The following is an 18,966-nucleotide window of genomic DNA, read 5'->3' on the forward strand; positions in this document are numbered from 1 at the left end:
ACACTTATAAATTATTTTGCACTTAATAGAACTCTTTCAGAGCCTGTGTTTGTCTTAACATTGATATCATAAACTAATGTTCCGTCTTTTTTTTCTAATCGCCAATCCAATACTCGTGGAGAAATCCCTCCTACCTTGTTTTTAGCTTCTTCTAGAACTTTTTTTGTAGATTTAGTCCCTTCAAGCTCTTTTGCATTAAATGGTTCTTTATTATTCTCTCCACCGCTAGTAATGCTTTCTTTTTTTACTTTTTCGTTTTGTGGATTTATATATATTTTTTCAGTCTTGTTAACAAACATATACTCATATTCTTTAGAGCTTTCACCAATGTCAAAGTTAATAGACAGAATTTCTGAATTATTCGTATTTTTTTGGTAAATATTTGCTGCGTCTTCAACAGTTACCTTATAGTTTGTGTTTGTTACCTCATCCTTACCCAATCCACAGCCAGTAAAAACAACGATCCCTCCTAACATTGCTACGACAAAAAAGATTCTTTTTAAATTCAATACAGTCAGCTCCTAACCTATATTTATCATGATATTATATCTAAAAATGGTAATTAGTTTTATTAAAGTTTGATACTTTATAATTTGTAGTAATTTCTCAAACTATAATTGTCAATCATCATTGTAACTTCTTCTTTTGTCTTAGGATTCACTTCTTTTAATTCTTTAGCTAATTCCTCGAAATTTTTTATAGTTCTATAAGACATATTAGTGAATATAAGGAATGGATCTATCTCTTGTTTTACACGATTCCGATATTTGGATGCTGTAGTAGTAGATATTCGTCCATTAGACATTTTTTCAATAGAATAAGACGAGATCATTGGATTCCTGAGTAATTCAATAATATCTTTTTTCATACACATACTTTTTTAGTCCTTTCTTTGATAATCTAATTGGAAGTTTATATAAAATAAATTTTATTTATCTATTTTAAATATTTTCCATTTACTGGTGCCTGATAGACAAGATCACATACATCCAGAAGAGAAAATAAATTTCATATTTTTATAATCACTTATTATTTAAGTTACTAATAATCAATACTCATTTTCAAAAATAGTCATCATGATTTTCGCAATGTGCCTTAATCCCGATGAAAATAATTGCTATCATCGAAACAAATTTTAATGATAGTATGAATAACAACCTAAGTTCTCCTTTATCTATTTATCTTTCAACATGTTTTATATCAACTTTCCTTAATTTCAAAGTACTTAATCTTATTAAAATATATTCAAGGTGCACTTGTCTATTGAACAATATGACATTCTGCTAACAAAAATGAAAGATTGACTCTAAGTCCATACTAATAGTTTTGCTACAATATTTTGAAATGAACTATTCCTTGATACTATAATTTCAGTAGAAAGCGGAAATACATGAAGTACATCTTTTATTGTTTTTCTCAAAAGTATTACCAATTTAGTTTAAGAATAATAACATATAAAATTCAGGAATTAACGACTACAGACACTAACTCATAGATTTCTTTATATGAGTTAACAAATTTTAATTCTGAACTGTTCCTATTGGCGAAGTAGAAAAGAAAGAATGGCAAATAAGATAATATGTGCAGGGTAAAAATAATAGAAGAAACTTTTTAACCCCTTTCCTTTTTCTCCGTTATATAAAATAATAGGAATTGCTGAGAAGAACATCATCCATTGATAGTTACTAGAAAATAAATCTGAAAAACCGTTTGCTGCTGCTGAAATAAAAGACACAATTCCTAATGATAAAACCTGAAAGTGTTTTTTTCCACGAAATATATAGAACAATACTCCTAATATTACCATCAAAAACCCACCTTCTGTAACAAATAAAGATGGTAAAAATAAGGTGTATAGTTGTAAACTAATCATCTTTATCGTACTCATTTCACCTATTGTAAATATAAATGAAATTAATCCTATTAAGATAGGAATGATGAACCAAAAGAAACTTGCAACAAATTTTCTTTCTTTAAGATATGCAATAGATTGCATATAAACTGTTCCTAAAAATAATGTACTAAAAACATTATTTGCTATAATTTCTCCATTAACCACAAAGTATTGATTCAATACTAGATTTATTAAATTCATTATCCAAAAGCCTACGAGTAATCGCAACATATATTTTTTTCGATTACTCGTATGAACAAAACCTTCAGAACTTTCAAATAAAAAAATAGGGGCGGTAATTCTTCCAACCCAATGGAACCATAATGGAATTCCTAAAAAATTGAAAAATTCTGCTAAGTGATCAATTACCATTGTAATCAATCCGATAATCTTTAATTGAAATCCTGTTAAATATTTCCTCATATTTACAAGCCTCACTATCAGTTTCTCAAGTCTATCAAGAAGTTGAAATTCTAACTTCTTGATAGCTTCTTTACTTACATTTATTTCAAAAATATATCTTTGTTCTTGATCATAAATATTATTCGTTTAAATGATCTTTGTTTCTAAGCCAAGTCGCCATTAACACTTTATCCTGGTACATCTAGTAGTGTCCAATGCAATGTTGATTCATAGCTGCCTTTTTTATTTTCTGGCGGAATGGACAAAGTTATTTCTTTTGTTGCCAATTTATTTTTCCAACGACCTTTACCTTTTGTTTTCGTTCCCTGCATTAAAATACTCGCTTTTCCATTTGCTTCTAATTGACAGTCATATTGAATAGGTTCCTCTGTTTCTAAATCAGATTCTAGTTTCCCCATTGGAATAAATAAGCTCACTCCTTTCAAAATACTTTTACTATTCTTTTTATCTAGAAACGGAGATAGTTCAACTTGTAATTGCCAATCTTTTGCTATAATTGAAGGGGTTTCTAATTCAATTATAGGATTTTCTTTGTTATTAGTTACTAATCTATTTATTGATGTCAACTCTTTTTCACCAAAATCAAAATCAGATACATGTTTTAGTGTGAAAGGTTCTTCTTTTACTGTTACTGCAACAGTCTTACTTAATACCCACTCGTTATTTGCCTTCAATATAGCGATCCTTACAGAATGGTTACCTGGTTTACTGGTATCTATTTCTCTTTTCTTATTTCCATCTATCCAAACATCGTTTACTTCTTCTGGTTTTATTGGGTTTCCATCTTTATCTACTACATTCTTAAAGACACTTCCTAAGTCCCATTTCTGGCCTACGTATAACTCTGTATCTTTTAATTCTACTTTTGTTTTGTCCTCTTTTACTGTTACTGCAACGGTCTTACTTAATACCCACTCGTTATTTGCCTTCAATATAGCGATCCTTACAGAATGGTTACCTGGTTTACTGGTATCTATTTCTCTTTTCTTATTTCCATCTATCCAAACATCGTTTACTTCTTCTGGTTTTATTGGGTTTCCATCTTTATCTACTACATTCTTAAAGACACTTCCTAAGTCCCATTTCTGGCCTACGTATAACTCTGTATCTTTTAATTCTGCTTTTGTTTTGTCTTCTTTTACTGTAACCGTAGATTCAGATTTTACTTGTTTGAATTTTCCATCAAAAATATATGTTACTTTATAAACAGCTGGTTTTATTGGTTCAACGTCTGTTGCACCTTCCATTCGAATACGTTTATCTTGAAATGGAACGTTTTGGCCCACTTCGTCTGTTGCACTGACAAAGTTATCGATTTTACTCCATCCTTGCCCAGCGTATATTGTACTATTTTTTGTTTTAATGCTTGTTTTATCTTCTACAGTTACCGTAACTTCATTACTATATACCAAATCCCCCTTCGCATTCTCTACAGCAATTTTTACAGTATGCTTACCCGGTTTACTGGTATCTATTTCTCTTGTCTTATTTCCATCTATCCAAACATCGTTTACTTCTTCTGGTTTTATTGGGTTTCCATCTTTATCTACTACATTCTTAAAGACACTTCTTAAGTCCCATTTCTGGCCTACGTATAACTCTGTATCTTTTAATTCTACTTTTGTTTGGTCTTCTTTCACCGTTACTGTAAATGAAGAGGACACTTCTTTATTTTGTCCTTTCAAAGTATATATTTTATAGTAGGTACCGGGACTGTTTGTATTAACGGATGCATCATTAGTCTTAATTCGATCATCAGACCAATAAACAGGATTTGAACCTTCATCATATGCTTTCACAAAGTTATCCTGTGGATTCCATATTTCTCCTTGGTATAATGTACTATTTTTTGTTTCAAGGACTAAATCATATGCAACTATAATATTTGAAATATAAAATGTTTCATGCTTGTCCTTTATCCAAAAAAATTTAGCATATGCACTATTGCCCTCTTGGCTTGTATCAAGGGCGTTATCCAGCCACTTATATCGAATTTCAGAAAGAGGAATGTCTTTATCATTTTCATCCGTTGCTTTAAAAACAACCTTTCTGGGGTCAAGAAAACCTCCTTTTTCGATATAATACGGATTTAGTAGTTCCATTGATTTAAGTCCTTTGTCATAAGGTTCTATTATTTCTGCTTTAGTAGATACGGTCTCCATTTCCGAAAAAACCACCTCTTCTTGTTTAATAGAAAAAATCAGTACAAATAGAAGTAATATAAATTTTTTTCTCATACGAGTAGTTCTGCCTCACTTTCTCTTGATTATTTTTAACAGTAAATAGATAATAATCCCTACAGTAAAAAAAAGCATGAGTGCTAAAACATACACTATATAATTATTTTTATTAGTTGAATCTTTTATATTGACTGCATCTTCGTTATATTTTTTTACATTATTTTTTATCTCAAACTCTTTATTAAATGACCACTTGTGGCCTGTTTTATCAATTACATTTAATTTCAATCTATATTTACCTGGTTGGAATGCTTGATTGTCCCATGAAATTGGAAAGTTATAGTTTGAGTTTGGAGCCATTGATTGATTGTTTTTGACCGTTTTATGAAGGACTTCTGTACCATTTTCTTTATAGACTTCAGCGGTAACAGTCATATCTGTAATCATTGTCGCAGCCGTATTTTGAAGATTAGCAAACAATGTCGTTCGATAATTATTTAAGCCAGGCTCAACTGTGTTTAGTTTTAATTCTGGTGTTACTTTTTTCTCTGTTTCTGTCACTTGCAACCCAATGACATAAGAATAGTCATTTTTAATTTGAAATTTTTGATTCGTAGCAGCTTCTTTGTCCTTCTTATGAATATGGAACCCCCCTAAAAGAATTCCTTCAAATTTTTGTTCAGGCATTGTGATAGTATAGGGTACTTCTTTTTTTTCGTTACCATTCAACTTTACGATTTGGTCACCTGTGATAAGCTCTTTTAAATCGTACGCTAAACTGCTATCTTTTCTTTCTTTTGTTCCTTTATAATCAATGACACCATTATCATTCGTTTGTGCTGCATGATAATTCACTTCTAATTCAATTGGGTCTTTTGAATGATTTTCAAAGGTAATGCTGATTGCTTGCTTTTGTTTAGGCTGCATGAATAAATCAAAATACGTATGTTCATTGTTTCGCTGATTTTCTGGCAAGTTTGCTTTGACACTATATGCCATATCCGCTGCAGAGACTCCGTTGGCCGGTAATATGGCGATAAAACAAATGATACAGAGCGAATAGATGATTTTTCTCATAAGTTATTCCTCCTATGTTTTCTTCTCATTGATAGAATAGTAACACTTAGAAAAAATGCTAACATACCCAATATGAATAATACCCCACTCATTTTTGACCCTGTACTAGGCAAAAATGTTTTTGAACTTCTATCGAAAGTCATCTTCTGAGAATCTTTGCTTTCCGCCCGTTCTTGCTTCTCTGAGCTTTCTACAAATGTAATTGTAACTTGACTCTCAGCATTTGATTTTTGTTGTGTATTAGAAGCGTATCCATCCTCTTTGATTAAAAATCCACTTAATATAACTAAGAGTACTACTAGCTTTTTCATATTTATTCACCTCTAACTAATCTATATGATGTATGTAATTTACTCTCTAAAGCTAATAACTAGTTATTAGCTTTAGAGAATCTATTTTATTAAGCTGGTGCATCGGTTAATTCCCAACGGATAACGCTTGAATAGTTTTGTTTAGCTTTCGCTGAACCAGCTGGTACTTTTAATTGTACATTCGCATTATCATCTTTTGTTCCAGAAAATACATCTAGCCAGGTCCCCATGCCTTGATCTGTTCCCGCTTGCATAATTACTTGCATGTCTTTGTTCAAGTTGACATCATATCCTAGAGGTTTTTCAGACACATTTCCACTTATTGATTTAATGCTACCGTTTTTTAAAGAGAGTTCTGCTCCTTTTAATATTTTTGTCTTATCTTCATTGCTAAATTCATCAATAGATGCTTTTAGTGTCCAACCAGCTCCAGTGCCTCGCCGGTCAGTTACCTGTACATAAGGATGTTCTGTCTTCGCATTATAAATAGCTTCTTTCTCTTTAATTTCCTGTTCTCCGAAATCAATGCTAGAAACATGATCAATTGTAAGAGGTCCAGTATTTCCTGTACCAGGTACTTCTGGGTCTGGATTTGGTTTTTCCGGATCAGTGGGATCTACTGGGGGTATCGGTTCAGTAGTTTCACCTGCAACTGTCTTTACTGTACTTTTTGATTCCGCATCACTTTTCATTTCCGCATGTGTAGTTTGAACGCCAACGAAAAGTGAAGTAATAAGTAAACTGGTTCCTAAAAATAGTTTTTTCATACGTATATTTCTCCTCCTGTTTTGTTTGTCTTTTAAAAGTGCTAAATGGTTTTCACTCTTTCTTTGTATGGACAAGAATTATCCTCAAAATAACTTGTCTGTCATAGCATAGTTGTTCGCTACACATAATGACTTTTTCGTGTGTAATTTATTTTATTCCTCCTTTACTTTAATAAGATAACCAAACACATATGTCAGTTTGTACTTGCTTCAAAAATAAAAATAGGGGGAATTTTCTTATACATCTACTATGGATAGAGTAATATTTTGTGCTTACACACTGGACATATATGTTTGGTATACACCTATTTATCCTTATGAGATACAGTATTTAATGATAGTAACTGCCTAAAATCATAGTGTTGACTTATTATTTACTTGGTATATGAATCTTTATCCTTTATCAAACAGTTGCCTAAATAAATAGATGATTATGTGTATACTGATACCTCACAAAAAAAATAGCATCTTTTTCCGCCAAAGTCTTATCTTGTTTTTTTTAGTTTTGTTACTTTTTGGATAAAAACCTGTCTGATAGTCTAAGTCGAAAGACTAGTCTTCTGTGATAACTAGTAAGGTGCAGCTGTATATTGATACACAAAAAAACCTCAAATTTATTAATTGAGGTTTCGCTTAAATTTATTTAGTATTTAAAATACTGTTAACATATTCAACGATGGAAGAACACCAAGTATGTGGATCTAAAGCATGACGAATTAAAAAATAAGTTTTTTCTTTAAAAGAGATCGAAGGGGTATCAGAAATAATAATATCTGCCAATTCATAACTTTCCACTATTTCTAAAATTTTTGTACTATATCTGTGTTTTAATGCATTTACAACAATCATTCTGTCTTCTGAATGATGTTGGAATTCAACGTATATTTTTAGAGGCTGTTCCACAGCTAACTTCACATAACTAGTGACTAAAGGAATTAGGCTATATTTTAATTTTGCGTATGACCTTTCATTTTGATAACCATAAAAATATTTATCAAATAATACTTCAACACGCCTATCAACAACACCTTTAAATTCTACAGTATGTCTCTCAAACATAAACTGGTGCAACCCTAAATGATGAACAACAACTAACCTTTTACATAACGTATATAGCAGTTCATAGTAACAATCTTGAGATATCGAAAAGTTTTGTTTTATATCCTCTAGAAAATACATACACGTTTGTATGATTTCATTTTTTTCAAGTGTCGTATAATTCTTTCCAACTAGAATTTTCTGATTTCTATCACGTAATTCTTGTATGAAATAATGAACCATGAATAAGAAATGAAGGTTTCGATTATCATTTAATACGTCGACAGTTTGATTTATATAAAATGGAAATTCACCATCGTTATCCATCAGTTCACCTATTTCAATAATATTTTTAGATAGGCAAAATAAGGGGTCCTTAACGTGAGAGGTTATTTTATAGATTGCTAAAAGATTCAAAATTTTATCTCTATTACAGTCGCTGAGTAACTCTAAGCTATCTAAAATTTTTGTGGGCTGGTAAGACAACACCACTTCTTTTTCACTGTCTTGAAATACCCAATCATTTTCATGGGAAACCAACATGACTAATAAATAGTGGAAAATTATTTTAGAAGATTCCCTCCCCTCAAGATAGAGATCAGATTTATTAACTTTCACTAATTTTAAATCTGTTTCTAAGTAATAGAAAAAATTTTTCAATCTTTTTATTATTTTATAAGTATAAGAATCACTATAGAACAAGTGATCAGCTAATTCTTGCAAACAAAAATAGCGTTGCTCTAATACGAATAGCAATGCTTTGTAAACACTTGAAGAAAGTAAATATTTTTTTCTTAACTGCATAAGCAACATTGTATAAGTTGCCTCATTTATTTCAGAATTAAATGAAACAAACTTATCTTTAACTACTATTATATTGTTAACCTTATCAAAGAAGTGAAGGCTTTTGACTTCTTCATCCAATACTTTTAGGACTCTCTTTAATTCATTTTTAGAAACTTGGCAGAGGTTTTCCAGCTCATTCATTTGTTTGCCTCTAGGATACAGATTATAAACTACAACCAAGCTCTTTAATTGCGTTTGGCTTAATACAAGATTTTTTAATTTATCTAGTTTCATATAAATTCTCCTTCTTATCAGCTATATTTTGAGTTGTATATACCAAAAATAAGATTCCAATAAAGATAGGATTCAAATACGAAGTACTAAATCAACAAAATTTTAGAACATCAACCACTATACTTGATGTGTAGTCCTAATACAATAGATAAAAAGATTTAAACATATATCAATTTTGTAAGTTATTTAAATGAGACCTAATATTATTCATACTAAAATACACGATTGAACAAACATTAAGAGTGTATGTTTGTTCAATCGTGTACGGATGATTTATAGTTAATCTTCTTTTGAAAAAAGGAAAATATTTACATCCAAAAATTATACATAAAAAAACATTTAAACTAAATTAGAGAAATCATGATTTATCGCTTGTAAAAATACAAAACTATTATTTTTATACCCAAACTCTAAAATACAACAATTTGAAAATTTTATCTTCGAAACTTTTTCATACGCTAGCCATTTTTGAATAAATAGATACATAGCTCCCCCATGGCTAACTGCCAAAACGTTCTGATTGTTTTCTTGTTCCATAATTTTAGTAAGTCCTTCGTTTATTCTTTCCTGCACCACTTTTGAAGACTCTCCGCCATAAGGCACAAAAGAATCACCATATGAAGTTTCCCCAATAGGTCTTTTAGGGTTTAAATATTCTCTTTCTCCTTCAAATATACCAAAATTCCATTCTTTTAGTTCCTTCATTCGCTTATATTTTTTATTTCCTATAATTATCTCTAGTGTATCTGATGCACGCTCTTGTGTAGAGGAATAATAAGCATCTAATTTAATATTACGATTTTGGAAGTACTCTTTTGCAATTCTTGCTTGTTTTATTCCTACTTCAGTCAAAGGTGAGTCACTTGCTCCTTGAATTTTCCCTAATTTATTAAATAGCGTTTCACCATGTCGCATAAGATAAAGTTTCTTCATATTATCAGTCTCATCTGCTTTTGACTTTGTTGTTTTATCAATCATTACCATCCTCTTCCTTATCTATTAATTTTAGCACACGAGCGGGAACGCCACCTACTACAGTGTAGGGTGGAACATCTTTTGTGACGACCGCACCTGCTGCAACTACTGACCACTCACCAATCGTTACACCTGAAGTAATCGTAGCATTTGAACCAATCCATACGTTATTTTTTAACACAATTGGCGCATAATGATTTTTACGTTTATTCTTTGGAAATAGGTCGTGATTAATTGTAGCAAGTACTACATTATGTCCTATAAATACACCATCACCAATCACAATCCCACCTTGGTCTTGGAAATGCGTCCCTGAGTTTATAAAGACATTTTTGCCAAGTGTAATGTTTTTACCAAAGTCCGTATAAAAAGGTGGAAATATACGAAAAGTTTCATCTACTTTTTTTCCAATCAAGTAACTCATAATTTCTCGTAATTCCTCTTCTGAATGATACTTGGTATTCATTTCTATTCCAATTTTTATCGCTTCTTGATAAAGCTCCTCAGCATACGCATCTCGCTCTAAATCAACAGGAGCATCACTTCTGTACCCATTAATAACATCTTCAATACTTACTTTCATTATTAACACTCCTTTAGATTATCATAAAATTCATTTTTAACAGGCTCTAGCCATTCGTTTGATGTTTCTACCCCAGGCACTTCAATCGCTAAGTGGCTAAACCACCGATCTTTCTTTGCACCGTGCCAATGCTTTACATTGGCAGGTATTGTAATGGTATCCCCTGGCTTCAGGCTTTGTGCTTCTTTTCCTTCTTCTTGATACCAACCTTCACCATCTACGCATATCAAGATTTGGCCTCCTCCTGATTTCGCATGATGAATATGCCAATTATTACGGCAAGCTGGTTCAAACGTGACATTGGCAATAAACACTGTTTCTTTTGGATCAGTCAATGGTTTCAAATAACTTTGACCAATAAAGTATTCTGAATAAGCTGTGTTTAATTCCCCTTGACCAAACAATCCCCCATGTTCTTCTTTGTTATGGTCCTCCACATACACTTCTTTCGCCAATCGAAACGCTGCCCAAGCATTCGGCCATCCTGCATAAAATGAAAGATGTGTTAATAATTCAGCCATTTCTGTCTTAGTTACACCATTTTTCCGAGCAGTTTCCAGATGATAGTTCAAAGATGAATCGATAACTCCCTTTGAAATGAGCGCCGTTATTGTCACAATAGAACGCATTTTCAAAGAAAGTTTATCTTCTCTTGCCCATACTTGACCAAACAACACATCATCATTCAGCTCAGCAAATTTGGGTGCAAATTCACCTAAAACATCTCTTCCAGCAGTTTGTTTCTCAATCATTTACAAATTCCTCCTATCTTACTTCCAAATTTTGATAAAAAAATTCGGTCATTTTATCAAATGGAATGATGTCTATTTTGTCGTAGAGATCAGTGTGTGTTGCTTTAGGAATAATTAGCAACTCCTTGTTATCTCCTTGCAACTTCTTAAAAGCGTCTTCTGCGAAATATCGAGAATGAGCTTTTTCACCATGAATAATTAACACCGCACTAAAAATCTCATCACTATAAGACAGAAATTTAGTATTTAACAATGAAAGAGCAGACGTCATATTCCAACCTTCATTTGAGTTCAACGATCGCTTATGATAGCCGCGGTCTGTTTTGTAATAATCGAAATAATCTTTAATATAATAAGGCGCACTTTCTGACAAACTATCTGGAACACCACCCGAACGAGCATAATCCCCATTTTTGAAATCTTCAATACGTTGTGCATTGAGTTGTTGACGCATTTCATATCGACCATCTACATCAATAGAATCAAAATAACCATTAGCTGTTACACGAGACATATCATACATAGTCGAAACAACGGTTGCTTTTACTCTTGTATCAATTGCAGCTGCATTTAGTGCCATGCCGCCCCAACCGCAAATACCAATAATTCCAATTTTATCCTGAGCAACATTTTTTTGGACCGACAAGAAATCAACAGCCGCTTGGAAATCCTCAGTGTTAATATCGCCAGAAGCAACATTACGTGGGATCCCTCCACTTTCTCCAGTAAATGACGGATCAAAAGCTATCGTCAAAAAGCCCCGTTCTGCCATTGTTTGAGCATAAAGTCCTGATGATTGTTCTTTAACTGCCCCGAACGGACCGCACACAGCAATTGCAGGAAACTCTTCCGCTTGTCTTTTTGGTTCATATAAATCAGCAACTAGAGCTATTCCAAATCGATTAGTAAAAGTCACTTTACGATGATTAACCTTATCGCTTTTTTGGAATACCTTATCCCATTTTTGAATCATTGTAGTATCTTCTAGCATCCTTGCTTTCCCTCCTATAGTTGACATTTAATTTTTTTAATAATACAATCTTACTACCTAAACTTAACTTTAGGTCAAGTCTGATTATAAAAATTTTTCAGGAGGAGCTATGACAGCATATTCAATCGGCGAAATATCAAAAATGTTTAACATTCCAGTTTCAACTCTCCGCTATTATGATAAAGAAGGATTATTTCCTGAAATAACGCGTGTTTCCGGTATTCGAAAATTTTCTAATAACGAAATTGAAGCTTTAAGAGTGATTGAGTGTTTGAAGAAATCTGGATTAGAAATTAAAGATATTAAACAATTTATGAAATGGACAAAATTAGGGTCAGAAACTTTCAAAATTCGAAAAGAACTATTTGAACGACAAAAAGTAAGCGTAGAAAAAGAATTGCGACAAATGGAAAAAGTTCTTGATATGATTAAATTTAAATGCTGGTACTACGATGAAGTCCTTAAGCAAGGGAACGAGGTGGCTGTTAAATCAAAAATTCCAAATAACTTACCAAAAGAGGTAAAACTTTATTACGAAAACTCTCATTAATTTGAAACGATTGTACATTTAATGAGTTAATCTAAACAAAAAACAAACGTTATTTAAATTAGTAGAGTAGATTTGTCACTAGCACTTTAATTTTCATAGACTACACTATTTAAATAAGTTCAAAAAGCAACAACTGCTAGCAGCAGAGCTAACAATCGTTGCTTTTTGAACTTATTTACTATACAAACAAAAACATTAAAAACCAGTATTATCTATACTTTCCAAAAAAACTACTATACAAAAACATAATTATTTTATATTTACTATAATTTAAACTACAGTCTGAGCTTATTATAATTCATTCTTTTATCGTACAACATTAAATATTCTAAAATGATGACACTACTTCTTACAGTTATATTTCAAAAACCTTGCTAACTGATTTTAATACTACTTCATCTTCTTCATGAGTAGTTAAAATAATACCCTTATCTTCTGATATCTTAATATCTATAATCTTATATAACATTTTTTTTTCTTTTCTTATCTACAAAAGCAAACGGTTCATCTAAAATATACCATTCTCTTTCTAAAGACATCAAAATAAGAGCATAAAGGAACTTTTTTTCCCCTCCTGAAAGCATTCCCCATTGTTTTTTAAGCAACTTATCAATATCTTCACGCTTAAGAATTTTATCGCTTAATTGATAAAAAGATTGAATACTTTTTTTTCCGTCCAAACCATAACTAAATTTCAGAAAGTCCATTCCTGATAAACGATCAGAAAAATATATGTTTTGATTAATATATATGATACTTTCATTCCCCTTAATTACAGTTCTTTTTGCCTTTTTTACTCCTGAAATGTAATCTAATAGTAAGGTTTTTCCGTTACCATTATCACCAGTAAATAAATTATACTCTTTTAAAATATTCATACTTATTTTTTTATCTACATAAGGAATATTTAAATCCTTTATTTCGATCATAGCTTTACCTTCTTTCATTTGAAATCGGTTCAAATTTAACTATAGAATACATACTAATAAAAACTAAAAATATTGAAAAAGTAACATATTTGAAGACATCCATATTTTTATGTTCAATTAAAACATTAGATAAAATTGACAGAGGGTTATATTTATTTAACTCTATATTCGTATTTAACAATATAAATAAACCAAAAATTAGCATTGTAAATATTGAATTTATAGTATTAGCATGCACTTTTTTTATTAGAGTTAAATTGTAACTAAAAAATGCAACTGGTAAACACGCTATAATAGTAATAAAGCTATATAAAAAAAGACGGAGAAACGATAATGGTAGTAAAATAACCACAATTAAATTAAGTAAGTTTACACTGATAAAGCTAAACATAATTTGCGTCAATAGATTGCCTAAAAAAAATGCCCAAGGTGAATTATTTATTGAAAAAATTGTTTTTAAGCTTCCATATTCCTTTAATTGTAATGCGTAAACTCCTACTCCATAAACATAGGAACAAACAACAATATATACCCACCAATATGCCAATTCCCATTCATTTGTTACACTTCTATAATTCATAAAAAAAGTAATTACAGGTAAGGCTATTGACCACAATAAAGGAATTTTATCTTTCAGTAACATTTTAATATTAAACAATGCATATGATTTAACTGAGATAAACATTTTCACTCCTCCTTACGGAAATGGTAACAGTTCTGAAAAATTTTTTTTTTTAATTTTAATATATTCTCTACATTTAATATTATTTCTTTCGAAAAATTTCTTGGTGCCATGTTGGGGAACCACTTTGGGTCAAATACCTTCACTACTTTCACATTCTTAGCATGATTATTTTCAAACATTGTAATATACGGATACATATTAAGAGAATTACTTATATTTTTGATAGTAAATGTATGACTAACTTTTTCTATTTTCTCTTCATTATTCAGAATAATAAATTCACTACCTTCAAGATATGCATATAAATCTTTAACTTCTTTCGAGCTCAATCTATCAAAATAGTCATGATAAATGTCCTTATTGTCAATTACTAATCCAGAGCCTTGACTAACTTTTCCTTCTTTATATTTTGAATGCGATGTAGCAAAATATTGTAATATTTCTTTTTGTGATTTTATTACTGCTTTTCTTGCTGATTGACTAGTTCCCAAACCCACTGCTTTGTATTTTTCACCATACCCAACGGCAAGTACCACGTAAAGGTTCTTACTTAAAGATATATTATAATATTTGACATTGTCTAAATAATTAGTCAAATATCTGTCTATTTTTTTTATTTCTTCTATCTTATCTATATTTAATTGCTGAGCCTTAGTATGAAACAAGAAGTTAGTAATATAGCTCTGTCTTTCAAAGAATTCTTTATACGCTGTCCATATTAATGGCTTTGATTTTTTATGCGAGGCCATACCAGAAGAATCAACAAAACTATTCTTAAACAAAATCATATCAAGATTAACTTGTTTAATGCTTCCATCAATTAAATTCGTAGCAATAACCGTATGCTCTTTTGGTGAATTTTCGTTGATGAGTGTTTCTCGCTCCAAATACTCTCCTAAAGTTGAAAGAATATGCTGCCTTTTATTCTTTAAATCAACCTCATAGGCTTTGATAGGTCTTTTAGAATATTTTTCTATATATACGTTATAGTGATGTGACATAAATAAATCCTCATTTAAAACAAAATTCACCTTATTTCTTAAAAAACCTTTCAAAAGTATTCTCCTTTCTATCATTGGATAGGACAATCAATAGAATAATCAATTAAATATCTCTTAATAATCTCTTTATCTTTTTGTCTTTCAATGTTTATCTTAATTGGTACAGAATTTAGTAACTGTTTGGATATACATTTTATTGTTTTAACTCCTCTATTTATGTCATCTCCAATTACGGATATCTCAACATGGTTAATCCAATCAGCAGTTTCAATGTATTTCGTAGCTTGTATAGAATCTTTTGTAATAACTTTGTATGTTTCATCCATAAACTTTACTTTTTTTAAAATTTTTTTATGCAATTTATCAGAAAATTTATTTGCTTTTGCTAAGGGATTATTAAAAGTTTGCCACTCTATTCCCTTAGCTTCTTTCAAGGCCAAAATTAGAGATTGTTCCATAGTAATACTACAACATACACCTGAGGTTAGTAATTTCCCTTCTAAAAACCCCATCACGATCACTGTTGAATAATTACTAAGTTCACGAACTACATAAATTTTAAACATATTTGAAATAAAATTATAATCATTAATTAAGTCATGAATTTCTTTATCTTGTTTTAACTTTTCCCCTTTCAAACCATACCAAAAACAAAATACTTCATTTTTCTCAATCAATTCTGTTAGTGCCTTTTGGATTATTACTTCTGAAAGTTTTCCAGATGAAGTTCCTGTCGTATCATTAAATCCAAACTCATGATTTCCATATCCAAATTCTGAATATTTTCTGCTACTTACAATATTTTTTTCTAAATTTACAGAAGAAATAGTTTTATTTGTACTTAATGGTATCCCTAAGAAAAGTCTTTCTAAATATTCATTATAACTTTTAATAAGTGATAACTGTTTATTTTCGTCAACTGAGAAAGCACTACCTGCTGTCGTTCCTTGCTTAATCTTGACACGTGAAAAATTCACATATCCAATATTTATATTTGATAAAAACATATCACTTTTCACACCGTAGGAACTTTTATTCGTGAATATCATTAGTTAACACCTCTAAAATTAAAGCTTCCATTAACAAACATTTTCTCAAGTTTATACCTAATCCATTTGTCAGTTGTTGCTCTGGTACTAGCATTTCGTTTATTATTATGTTTTTTTCTTTACTAATCGCTAATTGACTGCTTTTAGAAACATAACCAATTTCTTTTATACCATTTGTGTACGCCTTTTTTTTATATAAACAAATTGCATCCTCTATGTTTAAAAAAAAGCTAATACCAGTTTATCATTTACTATTTCTCTAATCTTAGTTACATCAGTTTCATATAGAATCAAAAAATTATTTTTAAAATCAAAAGAATAACAACCAGTATTTACATTCCCTATTTTTTTTGTTATGGCTAGTATTGGCATACTAACTTTATATATAAAGGAAGCATAATTTTTTTGTAAATCACTAACTAACGTTTTTATAAAGACAGGTAACTCATCAAAAGGATATACCGCTAACCTAATATCCGAGTATTTCACATTATAAAGACCTAAAACATCGCTCAATTCATCTAAATTATTCTCTTCTACTTGTTTATTCACTACCCTTTGTTGATATTTTAACGTATCAATTAAATATGCTTCATCTAATAGTACATTCTTATATTCATTCCAATAATAATCACTCATAGCAATCACAATACCCCCAATGATAAGCAATATCTTTTGTAACTAAATGATTATTTAAATCAATAGATAAAACTTCATCTAAGTCACATTTCATTAAATCGCTATCCAAATTCCTCATTATGGTATAAACTATCGTAAAATAATCATCCTTTTGCAACGGGTATTCTATAGCAAAATTTTGTGATTTTGTATAAAGTAAATCTATAATTGTCTGAAAATTAGCTGTATCAGAAGTTATTTCTCCTCTTAATTGGCTTTCTAGTTCAGAAAAAAAACATATTGGACATGGATTGTACCATTCCCTTTTATAGAAATTCGAAAAATAAATATGATGATTATAGCTAAAAATTATTTTAATGACTACATTCTTTTCCTTGGCTATATTTACAATATTTTCATATTCTTTAAAATTGAAAGCCTTTAAAAATACTATAAGCAATTTACCATCCATATTTTTAGATTCTAAGTGGGAAATACTGCTCTGATGACTAATTGTAAATTTTTCGGAAAACACGTAATCGAATAATTCAGAAAATTCAGAATCATCAGTATATACCAAAACCTCATTAACCTTATTATTTTCTATATCTAGCTTTTTAATTAATTTATTTTCTTCTAAAAAGACCAGTACATTATTAATCATGTTGCTCCTAAAATAATTGGATAATAGAGATTCCTCAAAATTTATTACTTCATTTTTTTCTAAATCTTTTAACATTCTAACTAAATTTTTATTAGTAATAATTATCGAAGATAGTTTTGTTTGAAAGAATGTTTCTTTTTCACTAAGATCATGCCATATAAAAGGGTTTACTTTATACATTTTTTCACTCCTTTTTACTTGAGTATGTAAAGAGGTAAGTGCGTCCACTTACCTTATGAAGTTTCTATTCTTCTAATCCTGTGGCACCCCCACAACAACAGCAGCAACAACAACAACAGCCACCGCCGCCGCCTCCACCACCGCCTCCACCTTTAGAGACAGTAATGTTCTCAACGACAGAACCATACCCAAACCCATATAATTCAGTCTCTTCATTAATTGCATTTGGGGTTTTTTGCGACACTAAAACTTCTTCAACATTCATTTTAATACACCTCCGTTATAATTTTATCAATATTGATGAAATTATTTTACCACTATCCAATCATTTTTCAAGCAAAAACTCATCTTATTCTAATTAAAAAACGTATTTTTATACTGAAAAATCTAAAAGTCTTTGATTAGACAACAAAAACAAAAAAATTAATAACAAAACAACTATCATTAATTTTTCTATTTTTATATCAATGAAAATTCTAACAAAAATTATTTTTTAAAATATTTATTTTATCACATTAAAATTATAATATACAATGCATATTCGCATATTTTCGGATTTTACCTCTTTAATAACAATTGTGAATACCTAGTTTTATGAATTGATACTTACTATAAGGAAAGCATATTGTTTAATAACAAAACATATTTAAGTATTTAAAAAGCAACAACCGCTAACACAAGAGCTAACAATCATTGCTTTTTGAACTTATTTACTGTACGAAAAAAGACATTAAAAACCAGTATTCTCAATACATTTCAACAGAAACTACTACCTGAAATCATAATTTCTGTATACTTCACTCAATTAATTCCTCTCTGTTCCTGTATCTTCACAGGTCAATGTCTTTGCAAATTATACATCAAATAAGGGGCGTTTTTCTAGTGCTTATGATTAAAAAACTTTTTATTCCTTTAAAACTAATCAAATTTACTCTGCGGATGAAAGTCTCTTTTACCGTCCACAATCCGATAAGTTTTCTAAATAGGCTACCTCTTATCTTATACCACTTTTACATACTAATTATTAAATAATCTCTTTTATCTCTTCCTATTTTTTTCTAATGTTAGCTAATCTGCTACTTAATCTTTTTAAACAAGCAACGAAACTAGGTACCCTTATTTTTTATTGATTGATGTAGGAGTCAAGAATCCTATCTCAGCTTGTCGCTTATACACTTTTTATACCTCTCTGAGGGCTTTCCTGAACCTCGGTACAACC

General features: G+C 30.4%; 19 protein-coding genes. 1 reads left to right on the forward strand and 18 read right to left on the reverse strand.

The genetic code is table 11. The features are described 5' to 3' along the window. Window positions 1-11: 11 nt before the first annotated feature. The 11 genes from IGK27_RS11450 to IGK27_RS11500 all read right to left on the reverse strand — a co-directional run bounded on the left by IGK27_RS11450 (window position 12) and on the right by IGK27_RS11500 (window position 12,098). Window positions 12-509, reverse strand: coding sequence for a PepSY domain-containing protein (locus tag IGK27_RS11450; protein ID WP_010711496.1), 498 nt, complete (start codon window positions 507-509; stop codon window positions 12-14). A gap of 1,028 nt (window positions 510-1,537) precedes the next feature. Continuing rightward, window positions 1,538-2,317, reverse strand: a complete 780-nt coding sequence (locus IGK27_RS11455; RefSeq protein WP_010815607.1) for a TraX family protein — start codon at window positions 2,315-2,317, stop codon at window positions 1,538-1,540. Between the two features lie 167 nt (window positions 2,318-2,484). After that, window positions 2,485-4,554, reverse strand: a complete 2,070-nt coding sequence (locus tag IGK27_RS11460) for a bacterial Ig-like domain-containing protein (RefSeq protein WP_025189066.1) — start codon at window positions 4,552-4,554, stop codon at window positions 2,485-2,487. A gap of 15 nt (window positions 4,555-4,569) precedes the next feature. Beyond that, window positions 4,570-5,574, reverse strand: coding sequence for a DUF916 and DUF3324 domain-containing protein (locus IGK27_RS11465; protein ID WP_010777942.1), 1,005 nt, complete (start codon window positions 5,572-5,574; stop codon window positions 4,570-4,572). Then, window positions 5,571-5,885 carry an LPXTG cell wall anchor domain-containing protein gene (locus tag IGK27_RS11470; protein ID WP_010712822.1) on the reverse strand — a complete coding sequence of 105 codons (315 nt, stop codon included), beginning with the start codon at window positions 5,883-5,885 and terminating at the stop codon, window positions 5,571-5,573. Before IGK27_RS11470 ends, IGK27_RS11465 begins: the two co-directional genes overlap by 4 nt. An 89-nt stretch (window positions 5,886-5,974) precedes the next feature. Continuing rightward, window positions 5,975-6,652, reverse strand: a complete 678-nt coding sequence (locus IGK27_RS11475) for a WxL domain-containing protein (RefSeq protein ID WP_010815605.1) — start codon at window positions 6,650-6,652, stop codon at window positions 5,975-5,977. Between the two features lie 639 nt (window positions 6,653-7,291). Then, on the reverse strand, window positions 7,292-8,770 hold the full coding sequence (locus IGK27_RS11480) for a helix-turn-helix domain-containing protein (protein ID WP_010815604.1): 1,479 nt from the start codon (window positions 8,768-8,770) through the stop codon (window positions 7,292-7,294). Between the two features lie 339 nt (window positions 8,771-9,109). Beyond that, on the reverse strand, window positions 9,110-9,748 hold the full coding sequence (locus IGK27_RS11485) for a histidine phosphatase family protein (RefSeq protein ID WP_010712825.1): 639 nt from the start codon (window positions 9,746-9,748) through the stop codon (window positions 9,110-9,112). Next, a complete protein-coding gene (locus IGK27_RS11490) occupies window positions 9,741-10,328 on the reverse strand; it encodes an acyltransferase (protein ID WP_002401939.1) in 588 nt (195 codons plus the stop codon). Before IGK27_RS11490 ends, IGK27_RS11485 begins: the two co-directional genes overlap by 8 nt. Window positions 10,329-10,330: 2 nt before the next feature. Further along, the gene (locus IGK27_RS11495; RefSeq protein ID WP_002401938.1) at window positions 10,331-11,080 is read right to left on the reverse strand and encodes a carboxymuconolactone decarboxylase family protein; all 750 of its coding nucleotides are present in this window, start codon (window positions 11,078-11,080) and stop codon (window positions 10,331-10,333) included. Between the two features lie 13 nt (window positions 11,081-11,093). Beyond that, window positions 11,094-12,098, reverse strand: coding sequence for an alpha/beta hydrolase (locus IGK27_RS11500; protein WP_373465613.1), 1,005 nt, complete (start codon window positions 12,096-12,098; stop codon window positions 11,094-11,096). Between the two features lie 82 nt (window positions 12,099-12,180). Between IGK27_RS11500 and IGK27_RS11505 the strand changes: the two genes are divergently transcribed. Next, a complete protein-coding gene (locus tag IGK27_RS11505; protein WP_002401936.1) occupies window positions 12,181-12,621 on the forward strand; it encodes a MerR family transcriptional regulator in 441 nt (146 codons plus the stop codon). 458 nt (window positions 12,622-13,079) lie between these two features. Here IGK27_RS11505 and IGK27_RS11510 read toward each other — a convergent pair whose 3' ends face one another. The 7 genes from IGK27_RS11510 to IGK27_RS11540 all read right to left on the reverse strand — a co-directional run bounded on the left by IGK27_RS11510 (window position 13,080) and on the right by IGK27_RS11540 (window position 18,012). Continuing rightward, window positions 13,080-13,568 (reverse strand): ATP-binding cassette domain-containing protein, encoded by a 489-nt coding sequence (locus IGK27_RS11510; RefSeq protein ID WP_430596416.1) that lies wholly within the window; start codon window positions 13,566-13,568, stop codon window positions 13,080-13,082. Further along, window positions 13,555-14,235, reverse strand: a complete 681-nt coding sequence (locus IGK27_RS11515) for a hypothetical protein (RefSeq protein WP_002365261.1) — start codon at window positions 14,233-14,235, stop codon at window positions 13,555-13,557. Before IGK27_RS11515 ends, IGK27_RS11510 begins: the two co-directional genes overlap by 14 nt. 2 nt (window positions 14,236-14,237) lie before the next feature. Further along, window positions 14,238-15,290, reverse strand: coding sequence for a YcaO-like family protein (locus tag IGK27_RS11520; RefSeq protein ID WP_430596417.1), 1,053 nt, complete (start codon window positions 15,288-15,290; stop codon window positions 14,238-14,240). 17 nt (window positions 15,291-15,307) lie between these two features. Next, complete coding sequence (locus tag IGK27_RS11525; RefSeq protein ID WP_010712829.1) at window positions 15,308-16,285, reverse strand: hypothetical protein; 978 nt, start codon at window positions 16,283-16,285, stop codon at window positions 15,308-15,310. A 219-nt stretch (window positions 16,286-16,504) separates the two neighbouring features. Beyond that, the gene (locus IGK27_RS11530) at window positions 16,505-16,924 is read right to left on the reverse strand and encodes a hypothetical protein (protein ID WP_430596418.1); all 420 of its coding nucleotides are present in this window, start codon (window positions 16,922-16,924) and stop codon (window positions 16,505-16,507) included. After that, a complete protein-coding gene (locus IGK27_RS11535; RefSeq protein ID WP_002365265.1) occupies window positions 16,917-17,747 on the reverse strand; it encodes an McbB family protein in 831 nt (276 codons plus the stop codon). The genes IGK27_RS11530 and IGK27_RS11535 overlap by 8 nt, the downstream gene beginning before the upstream one ends. A 64-nt stretch (window positions 17,748-17,811) precedes the next feature. Then, window positions 17,812-18,012, reverse strand: coding sequence for a hypothetical protein (locus IGK27_RS11540; RefSeq protein WP_002365266.1), 201 nt, complete (start codon window positions 18,010-18,012; stop codon window positions 17,812-17,814). Window positions 18,013-18,966 lie beyond the last annotated feature (954 nt).

The sequence above is a fragment of the Enterococcus sp. DIV0236 genome, from assembly GCF_050558525.1.
Classification (GTDB): domain Bacteria; phylum Bacillota; class Bacilli; order Lactobacillales; family Enterococcaceae; genus Enterococcus; species Enterococcus faecalis.

Coding starts and splice junctions, on each gene's coding strand:
- IGK27_RS11455 (WP_010815607.1), bottom strand. CDS start 2,317: ATGAGGAAATATTTAACAGGATTTCAATTAAAGATTATCGGATTGATT.
- IGK27_RS11460 (WP_025189066.1), bottom strand. CDS start 4,554: ATGAGAAAAAAATTTATATTACTTCTATTTGTACTGATTTTTTCTATT.
- IGK27_RS11465 (WP_010777942.1), bottom strand. CDS start 5,574: ATGAGAAAAATCATCTATTCGCTCTGTATCATTTGTTTTATCGCCATA.
- IGK27_RS11470 (WP_010712822.1), bottom strand. CDS start 5,885: ATGAAAAAGCTAGTAGTACTCTTAGTTATATTAAGTGGATTTTTAATC.
- IGK27_RS11475 (WP_010815605.1), bottom strand. CDS start 6,652: ATGAAAAAACTATTTTTAGGAACCAGTTTACTTATTACTTCACTTTTC.
- IGK27_RS11480 (WP_010815604.1), bottom strand. CDS start 8,770: ATGAAACTAGATAAATTAAAAAATCTTGTATTAAGCCAAACGCAATTA.
- IGK27_RS11485 (WP_010712825.1), bottom strand. CDS start 9,748: ATGATTGATAAAACAACAAAGTCAAAAGCAGATGAGACTGATAATATG.
- IGK27_RS11490 (WP_002401939.1), bottom strand. CDS start 10,328: ATGAAAGTAAGTATTGAAGATGTTATTAATGGGTACAGAAGTGATGCT.
- IGK27_RS11495 (WP_002401938.1), bottom strand. CDS start 11,080: ATGATTGAGAAACAAACTGCTGGAAGAGATGTTTTAGGTGAATTTGCA.
- IGK27_RS11500 (WP_373465613.1), bottom strand. CDS start 12,098: ATGTCAACTATAGGAGGGAAAGCAAGGATGCTAGAAGATACTACAATG.
- IGK27_RS11505 (WP_002401936.1), top strand. CDS start 12,181: ATGACAGCATATTCAATCGGCGAAATATCAAAAATGTTTAACATTCCA.
- IGK27_RS11510 (WP_430596416.1), bottom strand. CDS start 13,568: ATGAAAGAAGGTAAAGCTATGATCGAAATAAAGGATTTAAATATTCCT.
- IGK27_RS11515 (WP_002365261.1), bottom strand. CDS start 14,235: ATGTTTATCTCAGTTAAATCATATGCATTGTTTAATATTAAAATGTTA.
- IGK27_RS11525 (WP_010712829.1), bottom strand. CDS start 16,285: ATGATATTCACGAATAAAAGTTCCTACGGTGTGAAAAGTGATATGTTT.
- IGK27_RS11530 (WP_430596418.1), bottom strand. CDS start 16,924: ATGAGTGATTATTATTGGAATGAATATAAGAATGTACTATTAGATGAA.
- IGK27_RS11535 (WP_002365265.1), bottom strand. CDS start 17,747: ATGTATAAAGTAAACCCTTTTATATGGCATGATCTTAGTGAAAAAGAA.
- IGK27_RS11540 (WP_002365266.1), bottom strand. CDS start 18,012: ATGAATGTTGAAGAAGTTTTAGTGTCGCAAAAAACCCCAAATGCAATT.